The following is a 20140-nucleotide window of genomic DNA, read 5'->3' on the forward strand; positions in this document are numbered from 1 at the left end:
CCGCTCCCACAGGTTTTCTGGTGCCTTGGGGTTGGTTTGTACCTGTGGGAGCGGGCTTGCCCCGCGAAAGGGCCAGTGCAGGCACAGTGTAGGTCTTCAGGCAAACCCGTTCTGTCGCCCAACTAGCGTCCGTTATCGCCAGACTCTCGCCGCAACGCCAAAGGCGTACAGCCAAAGGCCCGCAACATCGCCGCCGAAAACGCACTTTGCGAGCTGTACCCCACCCGCGCCGCAATCTCCCCCATTGGCAGCACCGTCTGCTCCACCAACAGCCGTGCCTTTAGCAAGCGCCGCTGGCGCATGTAGTCCATCGGCGTCATCGCGCATTCAGCAATAAAGCGTGCATGCAGGCGAGCAGTGGACAGCCCGGCCAGGCGCGCCAGGTCGGCGACCTGCAACGGGTAGGCAGCATGTTGCTCGATATGCGCATCGAACGCTGCATAAGGCAGGCGCTGGCTGGCCCTGATGCTGGCGGCTGCCGGCGGGGTAAGGCTGGCCAAAAGCAGTGCCGCGCCTTGGCGGGCGATCAGCGGGTCGCTCATGGGGCTGGCCGCCAGCCAGTCCACCAACTGCTGCTGGCGAGCGTCCAGGCCCAAGGCCGCGGGGCGATCAAGCAGCCGGCGGCTGGCATCGGCATGCTCACCCAGTTGCTCGCGCAACCAGTGCTCCCCAGGCACATCCAGCACCAGGCAGTCGCTGCCAGCACCGCTTGAGCAGGTGTGGTGCGCACCCGCCGGCACCACCATCAGGGCCTGACGATCTACCCGTGCACCGTGGCCCTGGACTTCGAATTCCAGGCGGCCGCTGAGGCCGAACACCAGTTGCGGGTGTTCGTGGCTGTGGGCGATCAGGCTGTCACGGTAGTGGCGCAGCGAGAGGATCGGGCCTGTGGTCATGGGGGCGTCCTCGCAGGGCAGACGCGCATTGTGCCTCATTCACTGCAGGCCATCACCCGTCATGGTTTTGCCACAGCGCTGTCATCCGCGCCTGCCAGTCTCCAGCAAACTGCGCCGGAGCCCGCCCATGACCCACGCTGAACTCTCCCGTCCCTCGCGCAAGCAACGTGTGCGCACCGTGTGGATTTCCGATGTGCACCTGGGCACCCGTGACTGCCAGGCCGAGCACCTGTCGCGGTTTCTCAAGGGCTACCAGGCCGACCGCATCTACCTGGTCGGCGATATCATCGATGGCTGGAAGCTGCGTGGCGGCATCTATTGGCCGCAAGCGCACACCAACGTCATCCGGCGCCTGTTGACCATGAGCAAGCGAGGCACCGAGGTCATTTATGTCACCGGCAACCATGACGAATTCCTGCGCCGTTATTCGAAGCTGATGCTGGGTAACATCCAGTTGGTGGATGAGGCTGAGCACCTGACGGCCGACGGGCGCCGCCTGCTGGTGATCCACGGCGACCAGTTCGATGTAATTACCCGCTACCACCGCTGGCTGGCGTTTCTAGGTGACCGCGCGTATGAGTTCACCCTGGTGCTCAACCGTTGGCTCAACCACTGGCGTGCCCGTTACGGCTATGGCTACTGGTCGCTGTCGGCTTACCTCAAGCACAAGGTGAAGGGCGCTGTGAGCTTCATCAGCGACTTCGAGGATGCCATTGCCCACGAGTGCACCCGCCGCGGGTTTCAGGGGGTGGTGTGCGGGCACATCCATCATGCCGAGATCCGCAAGGTGGGGGAGGTGGAGTACCTCAATTGCGGGGATTGGGTGGAGTCGTGCACGGCCTTGATCGAGCACTGGGATGGCAGCATCGAGCTGTATCGCCTGGCGGATGCGCAGGCGCGACACGCTGAAGGCCGCAAGGCGGCCCAGGCCAGTTAAAGGCTGATCTTGCCCAGCAAGATGTCACGGAACATGGCGAAATCACCGATCAGGCTGTAAAGCGGATAGGTAAACGTCGCCGGCCGGTTCTTCTCGAAGAAGAAATGCCCGACCCACGCAAAGCCATAGCCAAACAGCGGCACGGCCAGCAGCAGCAACCATTTGCCGCTGCCGATGGTGTACGCCAACAAGGCAATCACTAGGCTTGTCCCAACAAAATGCAGGCGGCGGCAGGTGGGGTTGCTGTGCTCGCCCAGGTAGTAGGGGTAGAACTCGGCAAAACTGCGAAACTGCGCTGTGCTGTTCATGGCACTGCTCCGGGATTAATACTTCTGGATAAGATGCACGGCGTGGAGCCTGAATCGAGTCTAGAGTCATTGGCGGGGCCTACCAGTGACAATAGGCGCCAATTGAGTATCCTTGGGGTTCACCGCAGGAGCGGTCAGCATAAGAAGCCTGTCATGAGTGAAAGAACCACGTCAGCCAGCTGGGCATCAGGGATCGTCAAGGCACTCGAGCTGGAAGGGCTCGATTGCCCAGCCATGTTCAAGCAACTCGGGCTCGACTTCGCCGCCCTCGACGACCCCGACGCGCGTTTCCCTCAGGATTCCATGACCCGGCTCTGGCAGCTGGCGGTGGAACTGTCGGGCAACGAAGCCATCGGCCTGAACATGGCGCGGGTAGTGCGCCCGGCTTCGTTCCATGTGGTGGGCTATGCGTTGATGTCCAGCCGCACTTTGGCCGAAGGCTTCGAGCGGCTGGTGCGTTACCAGCGCATCATTGCCGAAAGCTCCGACTTGAGCTTCCGCCTCGGCCCTGAGGGCTATTCGCTGATTCTGACCGTGCATGGCGACCATCTGCCGCCGACCCGGCACAGCGCCGAAGCGTCGTTGGCGTGCGCGCTGTCGTTGTGCACCTGGCTCAGCGGGCGCGTCATCCAGCCTCGCCGGGTACTGGTGCAGGGGCCGCAGCCGAAGAACATCGAACCCTACAAGGTCGCCTTCCATTCACCGTTGGTGTTCGATGCACCGCACGATGCGCTGGTGTTCGAGCGTGCCGACATGGAAGCGCCACTGCCGACGGCCAACGAGGCCATGGCCATATTGCACGACCGTTTTGCCGGTGAGTACCTGGCGCGCTTTTCGGAAAGCCGGGTCACCCACCGGGTGCGCCAGGTGCTGTGCCGCATCCTGCCCCAGGGCGAGCCCAAGCGTGAAACCCTGGCCCAGGCCCTGCACCTGTCTCAGCGGACCTTGCAGCGGCGCCTGCAAGAGGAGGGCACCAGCTTCCAGACCTTGCTCGACGATACCCGCCGTGAGCTGGCCGAGCAGTACCTGGCCCAGCCCGGCATGACCCTGCTGGAAACCGCCTACCTGCTGGGTTTCGCCGACCCGAGCAATTTCTACCGGGCGTTCCGCCGCTGGTTCGATGCCACCCCCAGCGAATACCGCGCCCGCCTGGGCGCGGAGCCTGAAGGGGTCAGTGACGCCAGAACGCCGGCATGCACAACACTAGCACCGTGATGATCTCCAGCCGGCCGAGCAGCATGCCGCCGGCGAGGATCCACTTGGCGGCATCCGGCAGCGTCGCATAGTTGCCGGCTGGGCCGATCACTTCGCCCAGCCCTGGGCCTACGCCCGACACGGTGCCGGCAGCACCGGTCAGCGCGGTCATCCAGTCCACGCCCAGCAGCGACAGCAGCAACGCCATCACGCAGATGGTGATCGCGAAAAAGAACGAGAACGTCAGGATCGAGCGCACGATTTCTTCGTCGAGGCGGTGCCCGTTGTACTTCTGCTTGATCACCGCGCGCGGGTGAATCAACTGATTAAGGCTGGCCTTGAGCAGGATGTAGGCGACCTGGAAGCGGAAGATCTTGATACCGCCTGCGGTCGAGCCGGAGCAGCCGCCGACGAAGCCCAAGTAGAAGAACAGCATCAGCGAGAAATTGCCCCACAGGCTGTAGTCGCCCAGGGCGAAGCCGGTTGTGGTGACCACCGAGGTCACGTTCAGCGCCACGTGGCGCAAGGCATCCAGCCAGTGCAGGTTGGTGGTGGCCCAATACCAGGTACCCAGCACGAGCCAGGTGACCACCAACATGCCGAGCAACCCCTGAACCTGCTGGTCGCGGATCAACGCCCGGCGGTTGCCGCGCAGGGTGGCCACATACAAGGTGAAGGGCAGGCTGCCGAGGATCATCACCACCACCGCGACCCAATGCACAGCAGGGATATCCCATTTCGCCAACGACTGGTCGGAGGTCGAGAAGCCCCCGGTGGAAATCGCCGACATAGCGTGGTTGATGGCATCGAACGGCCGCATGCCGGCCCACCAGAAGGCCAGCGCGCCGAGCACGGAGAAACCGACGTACACGCCGACGATTGACTTGGCGACCATGTGTGAACGCGGCATGACCTTTTCCGAGCGGTCTGAAGACTCGGTCTGGAACAGGCGCATGCCACCAATGCGCAGCAGCGGCAGGATCGCCACGGCCATGGCGATAAAGCCGATGCCGCCGAGCCAGTGCAGCATCGAGCGCCACATCAAGATCCCCGGCGACATGCTGTCCAGGCCGCTGAGCACCGTGGCGCCGGTCGCGGTGATGCCGGACATGCTCTCGAAGAAGGCGTCGGTGTAACTGATGTGTTGCGTCAACAGGAACGGCAAGGCCGCGAACACGCACACCACCAGCCAGCTGCTGACGGTCAGCAGGTACATGTCGCGCGGGCGCAGGTGCACGTGCTCGGGCCGGCCCTGCACGACCATGAGCAGGCCGGCGATGAAGGTGATCAGGCTGGACCAGAGGAACGACGGCATGTCGCCAGTGCGCTCGAAGATCACCAGGGTCGCCATGGGCACGACCATGCTGACGGCCAGGGTGATCAGGAAGATGCCGATGATGAAACCAATGATCCTTAAGGTCGGCAACGCCATGTGATCTGCTCTGACTCTGAACGGAAGGGCGCCATTCTACCTATGGGTCTGGTGATGTAAACGCTAGAATGGCCGCACATTCACCTGCCAGGAGGGTAGCCGATGGAGGCTCTCGACGCATTGCTCAACCGTGTTTCCGTGCCACGTCTGACCGACCCCGCGCCAAATGATGCCCAGCGAGAGGCGTTGTTCCAAGCTGCATTGCGTGCACCAGACCACGGCCAGCTACGCCCGTGGCGGTTCCTGACCATCGAAGGCCAGGGCCGCGAGAAGCTGGGTGAGCTGTTCGCCGAAGCGGTGCAGCACAAGGGCGATGCCAGCCAGGCAGCGCTGGACAAGGCACGTGCCATGCCGCTGCGTGCGCCGTTGCTGATTGTGGTGATCGCCAAGCTGCAGGATCATTTCAAGGTGCCCAAGTCCGAGCAGCGCCTGGCGGCCGGGTGTGCGGCCCACGGGATTCTGATCGCCGCGCATGCGCAAGGTGTCGGTGCGGTGTGGCGTACCGGTGACATGGCGTTCGATGCGCATGTGCACAAAGGGCTGGGGTTGGCCGAGCATGAGGAGTTGATCGGTTACCTGTATGTCGGCACGCCGGTGAACGAGCCGCGTACCGCGCCCGTGCTGGACACTGCTGATTATGTCAGTGCCTGGGGCGAGTAAACGCTGAGAGGGTTGGGGCCGCTATCGCGTAACCCGTGTAGGAGCAGCCTTGTGCTGCGAATGGGGCGCAAAGCGGCCCCGCCCCAGGCTCAACCCACAACCTGTGTCACAGGCAACTCCAGCCGTGCCACAAATCCCCCTTGCGGATGGTTCGCCAGCACCAGGCTGCCGCCATGGCGCTCGGCCGCCTTGCGCGCAATCGCCAGCCCCAGTCCATGCCCAGCCGCTTGCTGCCCCGGGGCCCGGAAGAACGGCTCACCCAGCTGCGCCAGGTGCTCTGGCGCCACCCCTGGCCCATGGTCACGCACGCTCAACACAATGCGGCCCTGCTCACGCTCGGCGCTGACTTCGATCGGTTGCCCGACCGGGTTGAAGCGCAAGGCATTGCGCAGCAGGTTGTCGACGGCGCGCTCGATCAAGGTTGGCCAACCCTGCAAGGTCAGCCCAGGTTGCGCCTGCAGGCGGACCTCCTGCTCCGGCGCGCTGAGCAACGCATCCTTGCGCACACCGCCCAGCAAGGCGTTGAGGTCGACCGGCTCGGCATGCGCCTGCTCGGCATCGACACGGGCCAGGGCAAGGATTTCGCTGATCAGGTCTTCCAGCCGGTCGCATTCGCGGGTCAGGCGCGGCCACAGCGCCTGGCGCTGCTCAGGCTCCGCGCGTTCGGCCAAGGCCAGGGCGATACGCAGCCTAGCCAGCGGTGAGCGCAGTTCATGGGAGACGTCGCGCAGCAACTGGCGCTGGCTGCCGATGGTGCTCTGCAGGCGGGCACCCATCTTGTTGAAGTCGTTGGCCAAGACCCCGAACTCGTCGCGCCGGGCGGCCAGGCGCGCCAGGCTGTTCTGTTGGTAGCTGGTCTGGCCGAGGTCGTGCACTGCGCTGCGCAGGCGGCTCAAGGGGCGGGTGATGGACAGGGTCACCAACAGGCTGAACAAGGTCAGGACCACCAGGGCGATGCCCAATGCACTGAGTGGCCAGAGCAAGCTCTCGCGGTGCCACGCGTCCAGCTCGGGGTGCGGGATCCGGTAAATCAGCAGGTACGTCTCACCGCTGTAGGGGCTGGTGTATTCCTCGGTCAGGCGCCGCCATGGCAAGCGCCGCTCGTCATTGTGCTGGCGCGCCTCAAAGGCCGCCGCGCGGCGGGGGAAGGTGCCCGGCACCACAGCCTCGCCGCTGTCGTCGAGCACTTGCACATCGATCTTGAAGCGCTGCTTACGGCGTTCGAGGAACTGCTGCGCCGAGGCCGTGCCTTCCTGTTCGTAGTGCTTGGCCCAGTGGCTGGCGAGGGTGTTGAGGCCCGGGTGGCGGCTGAGGATCCAGGCGTCCTGGTTGAGCATGTGGCCCAACAGGATCGAAAGCCCGGCAACCAGGGTGATGGCCAGCCAGAAACTGGCCAGGATGCGCCAGAACAGTGAACGCAAGTGCACCTCCTGCAAACGGGAAAAGCCCGGCCCGCAGGGGTGCGGGCCGGGCGTCGGGCGGTTAGCTTACTGGGCCTTGGCGGCTTTTTCAGCTTTCCAGGCCTGGAACGCTTGCCATTCGGCTTTCTTCGCAGCCCGCTCTTTCTGCAGTTCGTCGAACTGCTTTTGTTGCTCAGGCTTGAGCAGGGCGCGGACCTGGCTGTCGGTCTTGTCGTGGCTGGCCTTGAGTTCATCCTGCATGGCCTTCTGGTCGGCGGCTGGCAGCTTGGACAGGTAGCGCTCGGTGATGTCGCGGCGTTGCTTCATCTGCTCGCCCATCAGCTTGCCGATCTGCTGACGCTGGTCGCGGCTCAGGTCCAGTTGGGCGAAAGGCGCATCACCGCGATGATGCGGGCCGTCGTGACGCGGGCCGCCTTCAGGCATGGCCATGGCCACGGTCGGCAGGGCGGCGGCGAACATCAGGGCGATAAGGGTCTTGCGCATGGTGTCTCTCCTTTCATAGGCCGGTGGTTACCGGATGAGCACAGTCTACGCAGCCCACCGTCAAGGGCGGTCAGGGGAGGGTAAAGGCTGGGTAAAGATGGCGGCTGAGATTTTGGGGCCGCTGCGCAGCGGCCCCCAGCGATCTCACAAGCTGTAGTAATAGCCCCGGCTACGCAACGCAACGATGCGCGGGCGGCCATCGGCATGGGGCCCGATTTTCTTGCGCAGGTTGCTGACGTGCATGTCCAGGCTGCGGTCATACAGGGTCAGCTTGCGGCCAAGACCAATCTGCGCCAGTTCCTGCTTGTCCAGCGGCTCACCGGGCTGGCGCAGCAGGGCTTCGAGAATGCGGCTTTCGGACAGGGTCAGGGTCATCTCGCGGCCATCGATGCTGGCCACGCCACGTGCCGGGCTGTAGATCAGGTCGCCGATCTCTACCTGGGTGGTGGTGGCTGCCGGGTGGCTGCGGCGCAACACGGCGCGCAGGCGGGCAGTGAGCTCGCGGGGGTCGCAGGGTTTGGCCAGGTAATCGTCGGCGCCCAGTTCGAGGCCAAGGATGCGGTCCAGCGGCTCGCCGCGCGCCGACAGCATCAGCACCGGCAGCTCGGCATGGTCATTGCGCAGTTGTTTGAGCAGCTCCAGGCCGCTGCCGTCAGGCAGCATCACATCCAGCACCACCGCCGCTGGCGCATGCGCGGCCAGGGCCTGACGTGCGCTCAGGCCATCGTGGCAGGCACGTACAGAAAAACCTTCCTGGGTCAGCCAGCTGCCGAGCAGCTCGCACAGCTCCTGGTCATCATCAATCAGTAACAGCTCACTCATGACTCACTCAACTCAACCATCGACGGCGTCATATTGGTCCGCCAGTGGCAAAGATACCGCAGACTGATGGCAAGTGTGTAACCAGCAGCACCGCGTCGCCTGCTTTCGCGGCCAAGCTCGCACCTGCAGGTTTGCGCAAAGCGCGAAGCTTGCGCTGTCCCTGTGGGAGCGGGCTTGCCCGCGAAAGCAGGCGACACGGCCTTGAATCAAGGCAGAACTTGCTTGAATGGCTTGACGATGACGCTGTCGTACACGCCCGCGGCAATGTACGGATCGGCATCGGCCCAGGCCTGTGCAGCGGCCAGGGAATCAAACTCAGCCACGATCAGGCTACCGCTGAAACCGGCTTCACCTGGGTCGTTGCTGTCGATGGCAGGGTGTGGGCCGGCCAGCACCACGCGGCCTTCGGCCTTGAGTTGCTGCAGGCGCTCGATGTGCGCAGGGCGGGCAGCCAGGCGCTTTTCCAGGGAGTTCGCGACGTCGCTGGCGATGATGGCGTAGAGCATGTCAATCCTTGGGTTTGGAGGTAGAAGGGTCGTCGTGCAGGTGACGCGACAGGTAGACACCTTGGGCAACCAGGAAGATCACAGTCATGCCCAGGCTGCCGAACACCTTGAAATCGACCCAGAAGGCCTGGAAGGTGAAGGCGACGAACAGGTTGGCCGCGCCGCAGACCAGGAAGAAGCAGATCCAGGCCAGGTTCAGGCGGGTCCAGATGGCATCGGGCAGGGTCAGGGCGTGGCCCATGATGCGCTTGATCAGCACCCGGTCACCGATGAAGTGGCTGCCGGCGAACGCCAGGGCGAACAACCAGTTGACCACTGGCGCTTTCCATTTGAGGAAGGTTTCGCTGTGGAAGGTCAGGGTCAGGCCGCCGAACACCAGGCAGGCGACCAGGGTCAGCCATTGGCCTTTTTCCAGCTTGCGCTGGCGCAGGAACAGGGCACCGTACACCACCAGGGAACTGGCGATGAGCATGGCCGTGGCACTGTAGATACCGCCGAATTCGAAGCTGTGGCCGGCGACCTCCATGGGCCGCGGGTCGAGCTTGTAGACGATGAAGAACAGCAGCAACGGGATGAAATCGATGAATTGTTTCACAATGGCAGCCAGAATCGGGATGTGACGGCATAATAACAAACATCGATTCCAGCGGTAGCGCTCCTCCATGAATGTTGATCTGCACTGTCACAGCACGGCCTCCGACGGCGCCCTGTCGCCCACGGTCCTGGTCGCCCGGGCCCATGAGCACGGGGTGCAAACGCTGGCACTGACCGACCATGACACCCTCGAAGGGCTCGTCGAAGCACGCCAGGCCTGCCACGCGCACGGCATGCACTGGGTCAGCGGGGTAGAGCTGTCGTGCACCTGGGGTGGGGCAACCATCCATGTGCTGGGCTATGACTTCCCGCTCGACGCACCGCCCTTGCTCGACGCCATCGAGGCGTTGCACCGTGGCCGCTGGCTGCGCGCCGAGGAAATCGACAAACGGCTGGCGGCCAAGGGCATGCCAGGTGCGCTCGACGGTGCCAGGGCCGTGCAACAAGAACTCGGCGACAGCGGCAACGCCCCAGCGCGCCCGCACTTTGCCGAGTTTCTGGTGCGCGCAGGGCACGTCAAGGACCGCGGCGAGGCCTTCCGCAAGTGGCTGGGCGCCGGCAAGCTCGGCGACGTCAAGCAGCATTGGCCGACCCTGGACGAAACCGTTGCGACCCTTCGCCAGTCCAACGCTTGGGTGAGCCTGGCCCATCCGATGCATTACGATCTGACCCGCAGCAAGCGCAGACGGCTGATTGCCGACTATATTCAGGCAGGCGGGCAAGCGCTTGAGGTGGTCAACGGGATGATGCCCGCCGAGCAGGTGGGCACGATGTCCATCCTCACCCGTGAGTTCGGCCTGCTGGCAAGCGCTGGCAGTGACTTCCACGGCCCCGGCACCTGGGGAGAGATCGGTGCCTACCGGCCTTTGCCCGAGGACCTGCCACCTCTGTGGCGCCGATTCAGCCATGAACAGCCTATGGCGGTATGAACAGGACGACTATGTGAGCCAATTTTTCCAGATACATGCGGAGAACCCGCAAGCGCGCCTGATCAAACAGGCCGTCGAAATCATTCGCAAGGGCGGTGTGGTGGTCTATCCCACCGACTCGGCCTATGCGCTGGGCTGCCAGATCGGTGACAAGAACGCCATCGAACGGGTCCGCCGCCTGCGCCAGTTGGACAAGCAACACAATTTCACCCTGTTGTGCTGCGACCTGTCGCAAATGGGCCTGTTTGCCAAGATCGATACCTCCACGTTCCGTCTGCTCAAAGCGCACATTCCGGGGCCCTATACCTTTATCCTCAATGCCACCCGGGAAGTGCCGCGGCTCTTGATGCACGAAAAGCGCCGCACCATCGGCTTGCGCGTGCCCTCCAACCCCATCGTCCTGGCGCTGCTCGAGGAGCTGGGCGAGCCGTTGATGAGTGTGAGCCTGATCTTGCCGGGCGATGAAGAACCCATGACGGACCCCTACGAGATCCGCCAACGCCTGGAGCACCATGTCGACCTGATCATCGATGGCGGCTTCGGGGACCTCAAGGCGTCCACGGTGATCGACCTGACGGGCGATGAGCCTGCATTGATCCGCGAAGGCTGCGGCGACCCGACCCCGTTCCTGGTCAACGCGTGAGCCAGGTGGAAGCGCCCGAGGCGCCGGCCGAGGAGGTCGAGTCGCCTCAACAGTTGCAACTGGCCCTGGTCTACGGCGAAGCCCTGACCGAGATGCCGGTGGACTTGTACATCCCACCGGACGCCCTGGAAGTCATTCTTGAAGCGTTCGAAGGCCCGTTGGACCTGCTGCTGTACCTGATCCGCAAACAGAACATCGACATCCTCGACATCCCCGTGGCAGAGATCACCCGCCAGTACATGGGGTATGTCGAGCTGATGAAAAGCGTGCGCCTGGAGCTGGCTGCCGAATACCTGGTCATGGCTGCCATGCTGGCCGAGATCAAATCGCGCATGCTGTTGCCGCGTTCCATCGAGGTCGAGGAAGAAGAGGGCGACCCGCGCGCCGAGCTGATCCGCCGCTTGCAGGAATACGAGCGCTTCAAGGCGGCGGCTGAAGGTATCGACGCGTTGCCACGGGTGGGCCGCGACATTGTCGTGCCACGCCTGGAGGCCCCCCAGGCCAAGGTGCGCAAGCTGCTGCCACAGGTCAGCCTGGAGGAGCTGCTGGTCTCGATGGCCGACGTCATGCGCCGCAATGACCTGTTCGAAAGCCACCAGATCACCCGCGAGACGCTGTCGACCCGCGAGCGCATGACCCAGGTGCTCGACCGCCTCAAGGGCGGCGCTTTCGTGCCCTTTGTCGAGCTGTTTACGGCAGAAGAGGGCAAGCTGGGGGTGGTGGTGACGTTCATGGCGATTCTTGAGCTGGTGAAGGAATCGCTGATCGAACTGGTGCAGAATGAGGCTTTCGCCGCGATCCACGTGCGGCTTCGCGCCGAGTTTGTTGAAGAACCTGATGAACCTGAATGAACCCCGCGACCTGGCGTCGCTGATCGAAGCCTTTCTGCTTGCCTCGGGCAAACCGCAGTCCCTTGAGCGCCTGTACGAGTTGTTCGAAGAGGCGGAGCGCCCGGAGCCCAAGGTGTTCAAGAAGGCCCTGGAAGTACTTGGCAAGTCATGCAACGGCCGCGCTTTCGAACTCAAGGAAGTGGCCACCGGTTATCGCCTGCAGATCCGCGAAGACTTTGCCCCTTGGGTCGGGCGCCTGTGGGAGGAGCGGCCGCAGCGCTATTCCCGTGCGCTGCTCGAGACCATGGCGCTGATTGCTTACCGCCAGCCCATCACCCGTGGCGAAATCGAAGACGTGCGCGGTGTGGCGGTGAACAGCAACATCATCAAGACCCTGATGGAGCGCGAGTGGATCCGCATCGTCGGCTACCGCGAAGTGCCGGGCCGGCCGGCGATGTTCGCCACCACCAAGGCCTTTCTCGACCACTTCAACCTCAAGAGCCTCGAGGAACTGCCGGCGTTGGCCGAGTTGCGCGAGATGGAGCCCGAACCCTTGCTCGACCCCGACGAGGCGCCGGTGCCTGCGCACCTTCAGGCGTTGGCCGATGCAAGCCTGGGGGATGAGGCTGAAGCCGAGGCGCCGAAGGATGAGACCAGCTTCCGCAGCTTGCTGGTGGAGCTGGATGCGATGGAAGAAGGGTTGAAGACCGACTTCGATGATTTGCGTGAGCAGGACGTGGTTGAGCCTGAGCCTTCGGTTGAGGGTGAAGACCCGGTACAGCCCTGAGCCCTCTACAACCAGTGCCGGCCTCTTCGCGGGGCAAGCCCGCTCCCACAGGTAAGTAGCAAGCTTCAGGCATTCTGTGTGGGAGCGGGTTTACCCGCGAAGAGGCCGGTACAGCCCACTAAAGAACCACTGGGCTGAAAATCACTGCCACCCCAACAAAACCCACTACGCTCCAGTGCGTTCCCGACACGAACCGCGTATGATGCGCGGCCCTTTGGCGCGTTCGTCGCCAAGACCCCTTTTTCATTCCTACACCGGGAGGTGCCCAGATGAGTGAGCAAGACCTGCAAAATACCGAAATTACCCCTCCATCCGGCGAAAAGCTGCAGAAAGTACTGGCGCGCATTGGCGTTGGTTCGCGCCGTGACGTCGAGGCCTGGATCAGCCAGGGCCGGATCAAGGTCAATGGCGTTGCCGCCACCCTCGGCCAGCGCGTCGACCTGCACGATGCCATCGCTGTCGACGGCAAGCTGATCAAGCGCGAGGAAGCCGCCGAGGCCACCCGCCGCGTGATCATGTACAACAAGCCCGACGGCGAGATCTGCACCCGTGACGACCCGGAAGGCCGCCCGACGGTGTTCGACCGCCTGCCACGCCCGAAAGAAGGGCGCTGGATCAACATCGGCCGCCTGGACATCAACACCACCGGCCTGTTGCTGTTCACCACTGACGGTGAATTGGCCAACCGCCTGATGCACCCGTCCTACGAGATGGACCGTGAATACGCGGTGCGTGTACGGGGTGAGGTCGACGACGAGATGATCGAGCGCTTGAAGGCGGGCGTGATGCTCGAAGACGGCCCGGCCAAGTTCACCGACATCCAGAAGGCCCCGGGCGGCGAAGGCTTCAACCATTGGTACCACTGCGTGGTGATGGAAGGCCGTAACCGCGAAGTACGTCGCCTGTGGGAGTCCCAGGGCATGGTGGTCAGCCGCCTGAAGCGCGTGCGTTTCGGCCCGGTGTTCCTCAACTCCGACCTGCCGATGGGCCGCTGGCGCGAAATGACCCAGGGCGAAATCGACATCCTGGCCGCCGAAGTGGGCCTGCAGCCGGTGGCGCTGCCGACCTTGAACCTCAAGGCCAAGGACAAGATGGAGCGCATGCAGCGCAAGTCGAGCCGTCCGATGGGGCGTGGCGAGCGCGTGCGTAACCTGCGCCCGGCCAGCGATGCGACGGCTGGCGAGCGCCCAGCGCGTCAGCCGCGTGACACCGCCGCCGAGCGCCCAGCGCGCCCGTCGCGTGATGAAGCGCCACGCAAAGGCAACCGTGGCAGCACGGTGGCCGAGCGCCCGAGCGAGATGCGCAAGCGTACCGGCAAGCCAGAGGGCGACAAGCCGGCAGGCCGTGGCCGCGGCAAGCCGCGCGGTTGATCCGCAGCGTGAGATAAAAAACCAGCCTTCGGGCTGGTTTTTTTTCGCCTCCACCCAACCCGAATGAAGCGCGGACCTGGGGCGTGAAGCGGCCCCAACTCATTGATCAATCACCCTTTTTCTGACGAGTGGAAAGCTGGCAAACCACTGTGTAACGTTTTTTATACAAAATCATCCCTTTCTGGCCATCGAATGCGTATTTTCTTAGACCTGTAAACAGAACTTGCCGCGCCCACGTCGCCAGTGCTCCTCGTCTACCCTGCCTACCTATTGCCCAAACCCCCGCCACACGCTGATATAGCAGGCATTGCCGTGTGCAAGAGCTCGCCCACAGAGGCGTGCTGACAAAACAACAAATGGAGGCGCCATGTACGCCGATCACTCCGCCTTTCAAGGCTCACACCACAGGATCGCTGCGTTTTTTCCCAAGGAAATGACGCAACGCGTTGACGCCTGCGCGCTTGCAGGGGTATACAGTGCGCCGCGTTTTACCTGTGACCCTCTTGCGTACCGCGCACTCTTGATCACACCCGGCTGAACCGCCTCGGCGGCGCCCGCGTTCAAGAAACCCAAGGTAACCACCTTGCCCATTCCGCTGCGCCACGAGCGCGGTGGGTCCGATTTCGTCACAGATAAAAACAATGCAGGTGACTTCGTTCATGAGTGGACAAAACATGCATTCAGGCGAGCTAAAGCGGGGCCTGAAGAACCGCCACATCCAGTTGATCGCTCTCGGTGGTGCGATTGGTACGGGTCTGTTCCTCGGCTCGGCAGGCGTGATGAAATCCGCCGGCCCGTCGATGATCCTTGGCTACGCCATCTGCGGCTTCATCGCCTTCATGATCATGCGCCAGTTGGGCGAGATGATCGTCGAAGAGCCGGTGGCCGGTTCGTTCAGCCACTTTGCCCACAAATACTGGGGCGGTTTCGCAGGCTTCATGTCGGGCTGGAACTGCTGGGTGCTGTACATCCTGGTGGGCATGTCGGAACTGACGGCGGTCGGCAAGTACATCCACTACTGGTGGCCAGAGATCCCGACCTGGGTCACGGCGGCGGGCTTCTTCCTGCTGATCAACTTCATCAACCTGATGAACGTGAAAGTATTCGGTGAGGCCGAGTTCTGGTTCGCGATCATCAAGGTCGTGGCCATCGTCGGCATGATCGGCCTGGGTGCCTACCTGCTGACCAGCGGCAGCGGTGGCCCGGACGCGTCGGTGACCAACCTGTGGGCACACGGTGGGTTCTTCCCGCATGGTGTCAGCGGCCTGGTCATGGCCCTGGCGTTCATCATGTTCTCCTTCGGTGGCCTGGAGATGCTCGGTTTTACCGCAGCCGAGGCCGACAAACCGAAAACCGTGATCCCCAAGGCTATCAACCAGGTCATCTACCGCATCCTGATCTTCTACATCGGCGCGTTGGTCGTGCTGTTGTCGCTGACCCCATGGGACAACCTGGTCGCCAGCATCGACGCGTCCGGCGGCAGCTACGGCAGCAGCCCGTTCGTGCAGGTGTTCTCCCTGTTGGGCAGCGATGTGGCCGCCCACCTGCTGAACTTCGTGGTCCTGACCGCAGCATTGTCGGTGTACAACAGCGGCACCTACTGCAACGCCCGCATGCTGCTGGGCATGGCCGAGCAGGGTGACGCCCCGGCGGCCCTGGCAAAGGTCGACAAGCGCGGTGTGCCGGTGCGTTCGATTCTGGTCTCGGCGGCGGTGACCCTGATTGCCGTGCTGCTCAACTACTTCATCCCGCAGAATGCGCTGGAGTTGCTGATGTCGCTGGTCGTGGCGACCCTGGTGATCAACTGGGCGATGATCAGCTACTCGCACCTGAAGTTCCGCCAGCACCTGAACCGCACCGGCCAGAAGCCGCTGTTCAAGGCGCTGTGGTACCCCTACGGCAACTACATCTGCCTGGCTTTCGTGGTGCTGATCCTGGGCATCATGCTGCAGATCCCGGGTATCCAGATCTCGGTGTATGCGATTCCGGTGTGGGTGGTGGTGATGTTCCTCTTCTACCTCATCAAGCCTAAGCGTGACGCACAGGCTAACGGGGCTGCCGGTACTGTGGCCAAGTAATCGCCATAGGCGGCAAGAAAAACCCGATGCCAGGTGACCGGCATCGGGTTTTTTTTGTTACGCGCCCCTTGTAGGAGCAGCCTTGTGCTGCGAAGAGGCCAGTGTAACCAGCACAAAACTCAGATCTGCTCCAGCAACCAGCTGCGAAACGCCCGCAACGACGGCAGCGCTTCGTTGCGTGGCGGATAGATCAGGTAATAGCTGCGTTGGCTGGCAAACGCCTCGCCGGGGCTGAACAGCTCGCCCTTGGCCAGTTCCTCTTCCACCAGTATCCGCGGCACCAGGCCGATGCCGATGCCGGCCCGTACCGCTTGGATCAAATGCGACGTCAGCTCGAAGCTCGGCCCCAGGCGCATCGCCCGGTGCGGCAGGCTGTGGTGCGAGAACCACTCGCCCCAGGCATGCGGGTTGTTGGCGACGTTCAGCAGCACTTCTTCGCTAACCCGGGCGGGGCTCCAGCCATGCGCGTCGGCGCCTGCCTCTGGCGGCAGAATCACCAGCAGTTCTTCGGCGTGCAGGCGGTGGCAGATCAGCCCCGGCAGGTCGTGGCTCGCCACACCGATTGCCGCATCGATCTCGCTGGTGTCGAAGTTGATCGCTTCGATCCGTGAATGGATATGCACCAGCATGCCCGGGTGGGCGCTGTAGAACGCATGCAGCCGCGGCAGCAGCCATTTCGAGCCGAAGGTGGGCAGGGTGGCCAGGCGCAACGTGCCGACACCCGACTGGTAGGCCAGCGCCTGTAAGGTGGCGCTGCGGATGCGCCCCAAGGCTTCGCTCAGCTCGCGCTGGTACAGCCGGCCGACGTCGGTCAGCTGCACCTGGCGCCCCTCGCGGCGGAACAGCGTCAACCCCAATTGCTGCTCCAGTGCCTGCACCTGGCGGCTGACAGCGCTTTGGGTCAACGACAGTTCGGCGGCGGCGCGGGTATAGCTTTCATGCCGGGCGGCAGCCTCGAACGCCAGCAGCAGCGACATGGACGGTGTCAGGTGGCGGTAATTCATTCATAAAAGTCATCGATAGCGGCAGGATTATCCGTTTGCCCTTGGCGCGAAACTACAGGAACATTGGCCTATTCGTCATCTGGTGTGAAACAACCCATGCCGGCTTGACAGGTTTTCCGTGAATTAGCCCATATCAAGAGGCCATCCGTCGATGATCGCCCAGCTGCCGACCAGTGCACCGACCGCCAACTACCCCGAATTCCTCAAGGCCCTGCGTAACAGCGGCTTCCGTGGCCAGATCAGTGCCGATTACGCCACCCGTACCGTGCTGGCCACCGACAACTCGATTTACCAGCGCCTGCCCCAGGCAGCGGTGTTCCCACGTGACGCCGATGACGTGGCGCGGGTCGCCACGCTGATGGCCGAGGCGCGCTTTGCCCAGGTCAAACTGACCCCGCGTGGCGGCGGCACCGGCACCAACGGCCAGTCGCTGACCGATGGCATCGTCGTCGACCTGTCGCGGCACATGAACACCATCCTCGAAATCAACGCCGAGGAGCGTTGGGTGCGGGTCCAGGCCGGTGTGGTCAAGGACCAGCTCAATGCCGCGCTCAAGCCCCACGGGCTGTTCTTCGCTCCTGAGCTGTCCACCTCCAACCGCGCCACCGTCGGCGGCATGATCAACACCGATGCCAGCGGCCAGGGCAGCTGCACCTACGGCAAGACCCGAGATCACGTGCTCGAACTGCACAGCGTGCTGCTCGGTGGTGAGCGCCTGCACAGCCTGCCCATCGATGACGCTGCGCTGGCGCAGGCCTGTGAAGCGCCTGGCCGGGTTGGCGAGGTCTACCGTGTGGCCCGCGAGATCCAGGAAACCCAGGCCGAGCTGATCGAAAGCACCTTCCCCAAGCTCAACCGCTGCCTGACGGGTTACGACCTGGCACACCTGCGCGACGAGCAGGGGCGCTTCAACCTCAACAGCGTGCTGTGCGGCGCCGAAGGTTCGCTAGGCTACGTGGTCGAAGCCAAGCTCAATGTGCTGCCGATCCCGAAATACGCGGTACTGGTCAACGTCCGCTACACCAGCTTCATGGACGCGCTGCGTGACGCCAATGCGCTGATGGCGCACAAGCCGCTGTCGATCGAAACGGTCGACTCCAAGGTGCTGATGCTGGCCATGAAGGACATCGTCTGGCACAGCGTCGCCGAGTATTTCCCGGCCGACCCCGAGCGCCCGACCCTGGGTATCAACCTGGTGGAGTTCTGCGGCGATCAGCCGGACGAGGTCAATGCACGGGTGCAGGCGTTCATCCAGCACCTGCAAAACGACACCAGCGTCGAGCGCCTGGGGCACACCCTGGCCGAGGGCGCCGAGGCGGTCACCCGCGTTTACACCATGCGCAAACGCTCGGTGGGCCTGCTGGGCAACGTCGAGGGCGAGGTGCGCCCGCAGCCGTTCGTAGAAGACACCGCAGTACCGCCGGAGCAGTTGGCCGACTACATCGCCGACTTCCGCGCACTGCTGGATGGCTACGGCCTGGCCTATGGCATGTTTGGCCACGTCGATGCCGGTGTACTGCACGTGCGTCCGGCGCTGGACATGAAAGACCCGGCCCAGGCCGCGCTGGTCAAGCCGATCTCCGATGCCGTGGCGGCGCTGACCAAAAGCTACGGCGGCCTGCTGTGGGGTGAGCACGGCAAGGGCCTGCGTTCAGAATACGTGCCCGAGTATTTTGGCGAGCTGTACCCGGCGTTGCAGCGCCTGAAAGGCGCTTTCGACCCGCGCAACCAGCTCAACCCCGGCAAGATCTGCACCCCACCCGACAGCGCCGAAGGCCTGACCCGGGTCGATGGCGTGACCTTGCGCGGCGACCTCGACCGCACCATCGACGAGCGTGTCTGGCAGGACTTCAGCAGCGCTGTGCACTGTAACGGCAATGGCGCCTGCTACAACTACGACCCCAACGATGCCATGTGCCCGTCGTGGAAGGCCACCCGAGAGCGTCAGCATTCGCCCAAGGGCCGTGCCTCGTTGATGCGTGAGTGGCTGCGTTTGCAAGGCGCGGCGGATATCGACGTGCTGGCGGCGGCGCGTAACAAGGTGTCCTGGCTCAAGGGCCTGCCGGTACGGCTGCGCAACAACCGCGGGCGTGACCAGGGGCAGGCGGACTTCTCTCACGAGGTCTACGACGCCATGGCCGGTTGCCTGGCGTGCAAGTCCTGCGCGGGGCAGTGCCCGATCAAGGTCAACGTGCCGGACTTCCGCTCGCGTTTCCTCGAGCTGTACCACGGCCGCTACCAGCGCCCATTGCGGGATTACCTGATCGGTTCGCTGGAGTTCACCATCCCATACCTGGCGCATGCGCCGGGGCTGTATAACGCGGTGATGGGCTCGAAGTGGGTGAGCAAGCTGTTGGCCGACAAGGTCGGCATGGTCGACAGCCCGCTGATCAGCCGTTTCAACTTCCAGGCGACCCTGACCCGCTGCCGCGTTGGCGTGGCCAGCGTGCCAGCGCTGCGCGAGCTGACCCCGGCCCAGCGTGAGCGCAGCATCGTGCTGGTGCAGGATGCCTTCACCCGTTACTTCGAGACGCCGCTGCTGGCCGCGTTCATCGACCTGGCGCACCGCCTTGGCCACCGGGTGTTCCTGGCGCCGTACAGTGCCAACGGCAAACCGCTGCACGTACAGGGCTTCCTTGGCGCGTTCGCCAAGGCGGCGATCCGTAATGGCACCCAGCTCAAGGCCCTGGCCGATTGTGGTGTACCGCTGGTGGGGTTGGACCCTGCGATGACCTTGGTCTATCGCCAGGAGTACCAGAAGGTGCCAGGCCTGGAAGACTGCCCGAAGGTGCTGTTGCCGCAGGAATGGTTGATGGATGCATTGCCCGAGCAAGCGGCTGCCAATGCTGGCAGCTTCCGCCTGATGGCGCACTGCACCGAGAAGACCAACGTACCGGCCAGCACCCGGCAATGGGAGCAAGTGTTTGCCCGCCTGGGCTTGAAGCTGGTGACCGAGGCTACGGGTTGCTGTGGCATGTCCGGTACTTATGGGCATGAAGCGCGAAACCAGGAGACCTCGCGGACCATCTTCGAGCAGTCCTGGGCGACCAAGCTGGACAAGCAAGACGAACCGCTGGCGACGGGGTATTCGTGCCGTAGCCAGGTCAAGCGCATGACCGAACGGCAGATGCGCCATCCGCTGGAAGTGGTGTTGCAGTACGCGCAGCGTTAAACCTGCACCGGCCTCTTCGCGGGCAAGCCCGCTCCCACAGGGATACCGTTGGCTCGACGGTTGTGGTGATTCCT

General features: G+C 63.5%; 19 protein-coding genes. 10 read left to right on the forward strand and 9 right to left on the reverse strand.

Annotated elements, in window-relative coordinates:
* Positions 1 to 122: 122 nt before the first annotated feature.
* On the reverse strand, positions 123 to 896 hold the full coding sequence (locus tag OO306_RS25290) for an AraC family transcriptional regulator (protein ID WP_265970187.1): 774 nt from the start codon (positions 894 to 896) through the stop codon (positions 123 to 125).
* 127 nt (positions 897 to 1023) lie between these two features.
* On the opposite strand from OO306_RS25290, the gene OO306_RS25295 reads away from it, so the two are divergent.
* Positions 1024 to 1833, forward strand: coding sequence for a UDP-2,3-diacylglucosamine diphosphatase (locus OO306_RS25295; RefSeq protein WP_085272477.1), 810 nt, complete (start codon positions 1024 to 1026; stop codon positions 1831 to 1833).
* On the opposite strand, the gene OO306_RS25300 is transcribed toward OO306_RS25295, so the two are convergent.
* Positions 1830 to 2141, reverse strand: coding sequence for a DUF962 domain-containing protein (locus OO306_RS25300; RefSeq protein ID WP_027593113.1), 312 nt, complete (start codon positions 2139 to 2141; stop codon positions 1830 to 1832). The genes OO306_RS25295 and OO306_RS25300 overlap by 4 nt on opposite strands.
* A 153-nt stretch (positions 2142 to 2294) precedes the next feature.
* On the opposite strand from OO306_RS25300, the gene OO306_RS25305 reads away from it, so the two are divergent.
* Positions 2295 to 3356 (forward strand): AraC family transcriptional regulator, encoded by a 1062-nt coding sequence (locus OO306_RS25305; protein ID WP_027593112.1) that lies wholly within the window; start codon positions 2295 to 2297, stop codon positions 3354 to 3356.
* Here OO306_RS25305 and OO306_RS25310 read toward each other — a convergent pair.
* The gene (locus tag OO306_RS25310; RefSeq protein ID WP_238215485.1) at positions 3313 to 4767 is read right to left on the reverse strand and encodes a TrkH family potassium uptake protein; all 1455 of its coding nucleotides are present in this window, start codon (positions 4765 to 4767) and stop codon (positions 3313 to 3315) included. The genes OO306_RS25305 and OO306_RS25310 overlap by 44 nt on opposite strands.
* Positions 4768 to 4869: 102 nt before the next feature.
* Between OO306_RS25310 and OO306_RS25315 the strand changes: the two genes are divergently transcribed.
* Positions 4870 to 5427: an NAD(P)H nitroreductase gene (locus OO306_RS25315; RefSeq protein ID WP_238215483.1), complete on the forward strand. Its 558-nt coding sequence runs from the start codon at positions 4870 to 4872 to the stop codon at positions 5425 to 5427.
* Between the two features lie 89 nt (positions 5428 to 5516).
* Here the strand turns inward: OO306_RS25315 and OO306_RS25320 are convergent, their stop codons facing one another.
* The 5 genes from OO306_RS25320 to OO306_RS25340 form a co-directional block, all read right to left on the reverse strand.
* Positions 5517 to 6854: a HAMP domain-containing sensor histidine kinase gene (locus OO306_RS25320; RefSeq protein WP_265970188.1), complete on the reverse strand. Its 1338-nt coding sequence runs from the start codon at positions 6852 to 6854 to the stop codon at positions 5517 to 5519.
* 60 nt (positions 6855 to 6914) lie between these two features.
* On the reverse strand, positions 6915 to 7331 hold the full coding sequence (locus OO306_RS25325) for a Spy/CpxP family protein refolding chaperone (protein WP_027593108.1): 417 nt from the start codon (positions 7329 to 7331) through the stop codon (positions 6915 to 6917).
* Positions 7332 to 7475: 144 nt separating this feature from the next.
* A complete protein-coding gene (locus tag OO306_RS25330; RefSeq protein WP_027593107.1) occupies positions 7476 to 8153 on the reverse strand; it encodes a response regulator transcription factor in 678 nt (225 codons plus the stop codon).
* A gap of 206 nt (positions 8154 to 8359) precedes the next feature.
* Entirely contained in the window at positions 8360 to 8659 is a 300-nt protein-coding gene (locus tag OO306_RS25335; protein WP_027593106.1) for a YciI family protein, read from the reverse strand.
* 1 nt (position 8660) lies between these two features.
* On the reverse strand, positions 8661 to 9254 hold the full coding sequence (locus OO306_RS25340; RefSeq protein ID WP_027593105.1) for a septation protein A: 594 nt from the start codon (positions 9252 to 9254) through the stop codon (positions 8661 to 8663).
* A 67-nt stretch (positions 9255 to 9321) separates the two neighbouring features.
* Here OO306_RS25340 and OO306_RS25345 point away from each other — a divergent pair, with 67 nt between their 5' ends.
* The 6 genes from OO306_RS25345 to OO306_RS25370 all read left to right on the forward strand — a co-directional run bounded on the left by OO306_RS25345 (position 9322) and on the right by OO306_RS25370 (position 15890).
* Positions 9322 to 10182 (forward strand): PHP domain-containing protein, encoded by an 861-nt coding sequence (locus OO306_RS25345; RefSeq protein WP_099430134.1) that lies wholly within the window; start codon positions 9322 to 9324, stop codon positions 10180 to 10182.
* A gap of 13 nt (positions 10183 to 10195) precedes the next feature.
* The gene (locus OO306_RS25350) at positions 10196 to 10825 is read left to right on the forward strand and encodes an L-threonylcarbamoyladenylate synthase (RefSeq protein WP_033694002.1); all 630 of its coding nucleotides are present in this window, start codon (positions 10196 to 10198) and stop codon (positions 10823 to 10825) included.
* A 125-nt stretch (positions 10826 to 10950) separates the two neighbouring features.
* Positions 10951 to 11676, forward strand: a complete 726-nt coding sequence (locus OO306_RS25355) for a ScpA family protein (protein ID WP_265970190.1) — start codon at positions 10951 to 10953, stop codon at positions 11674 to 11676.
* Complete coding sequence (gene scpB / locus OO306_RS25360; RefSeq protein ID WP_099430132.1) at positions 11663 to 12442, forward strand: SMC-Scp complex subunit ScpB; 780 nt, start codon at positions 11663 to 11665, stop codon at positions 12440 to 12442. Before OO306_RS25355 ends, scpB begins: the two co-directional genes overlap by 14 nt.
* 269 nt (positions 12443 to 12711) lie before the next feature.
* Positions 12712 to 13812 carry a 23S rRNA pseudouridine(2605) synthase RluB gene (gene rluB / locus OO306_RS25365; RefSeq protein WP_027593100.1) on the forward strand — a complete coding sequence of 367 codons (1101 nt, stop codon included), beginning with the start codon at positions 12712 to 12714 and terminating at the stop codon, positions 13810 to 13812.
* Between the two features lie 659 nt (positions 13813 to 14471).
* Entirely contained in the window at positions 14472 to 15890 is a 1419-nt protein-coding gene (locus tag OO306_RS25370; RefSeq protein WP_172960378.1) for an amino acid permease, read from the forward strand.
* A gap of 119 nt (positions 15891 to 16009) precedes the next feature.
* On the opposite strand, the gene OO306_RS25375 is transcribed toward OO306_RS25370, so the two are convergent.
* Entirely contained in the window at positions 16010 to 16894 is an 885-nt protein-coding gene (locus tag OO306_RS25375; protein WP_027593098.1) for a LysR substrate-binding domain-containing protein, read from the reverse strand.
* Between the two features lie 151 nt (positions 16895 to 17045).
* On the opposite strand from OO306_RS25375, the gene OO306_RS25380 reads away from it, so the two are divergent.
* On the forward strand, positions 17046 to 20066 hold the full coding sequence (locus OO306_RS25380) for an FAD-binding and (Fe-S)-binding domain-containing protein (RefSeq protein ID WP_265970189.1): 3021 nt from the start codon (positions 17046 to 17048) through the stop codon (positions 20064 to 20066).
* The last annotated feature ends 74 nt before the right edge of the window (positions 20067 to 20140 follow it).

The organism is Pseudomonas sp. DCB_AW (assembly GCF_026240895.1).
GTDB classification, from domain to species: Bacteria; Pseudomonadota; Gammaproteobacteria; order Pseudomonadales; family Pseudomonadaceae; genus Aquipseudomonas; species Aquipseudomonas kermanshahensis.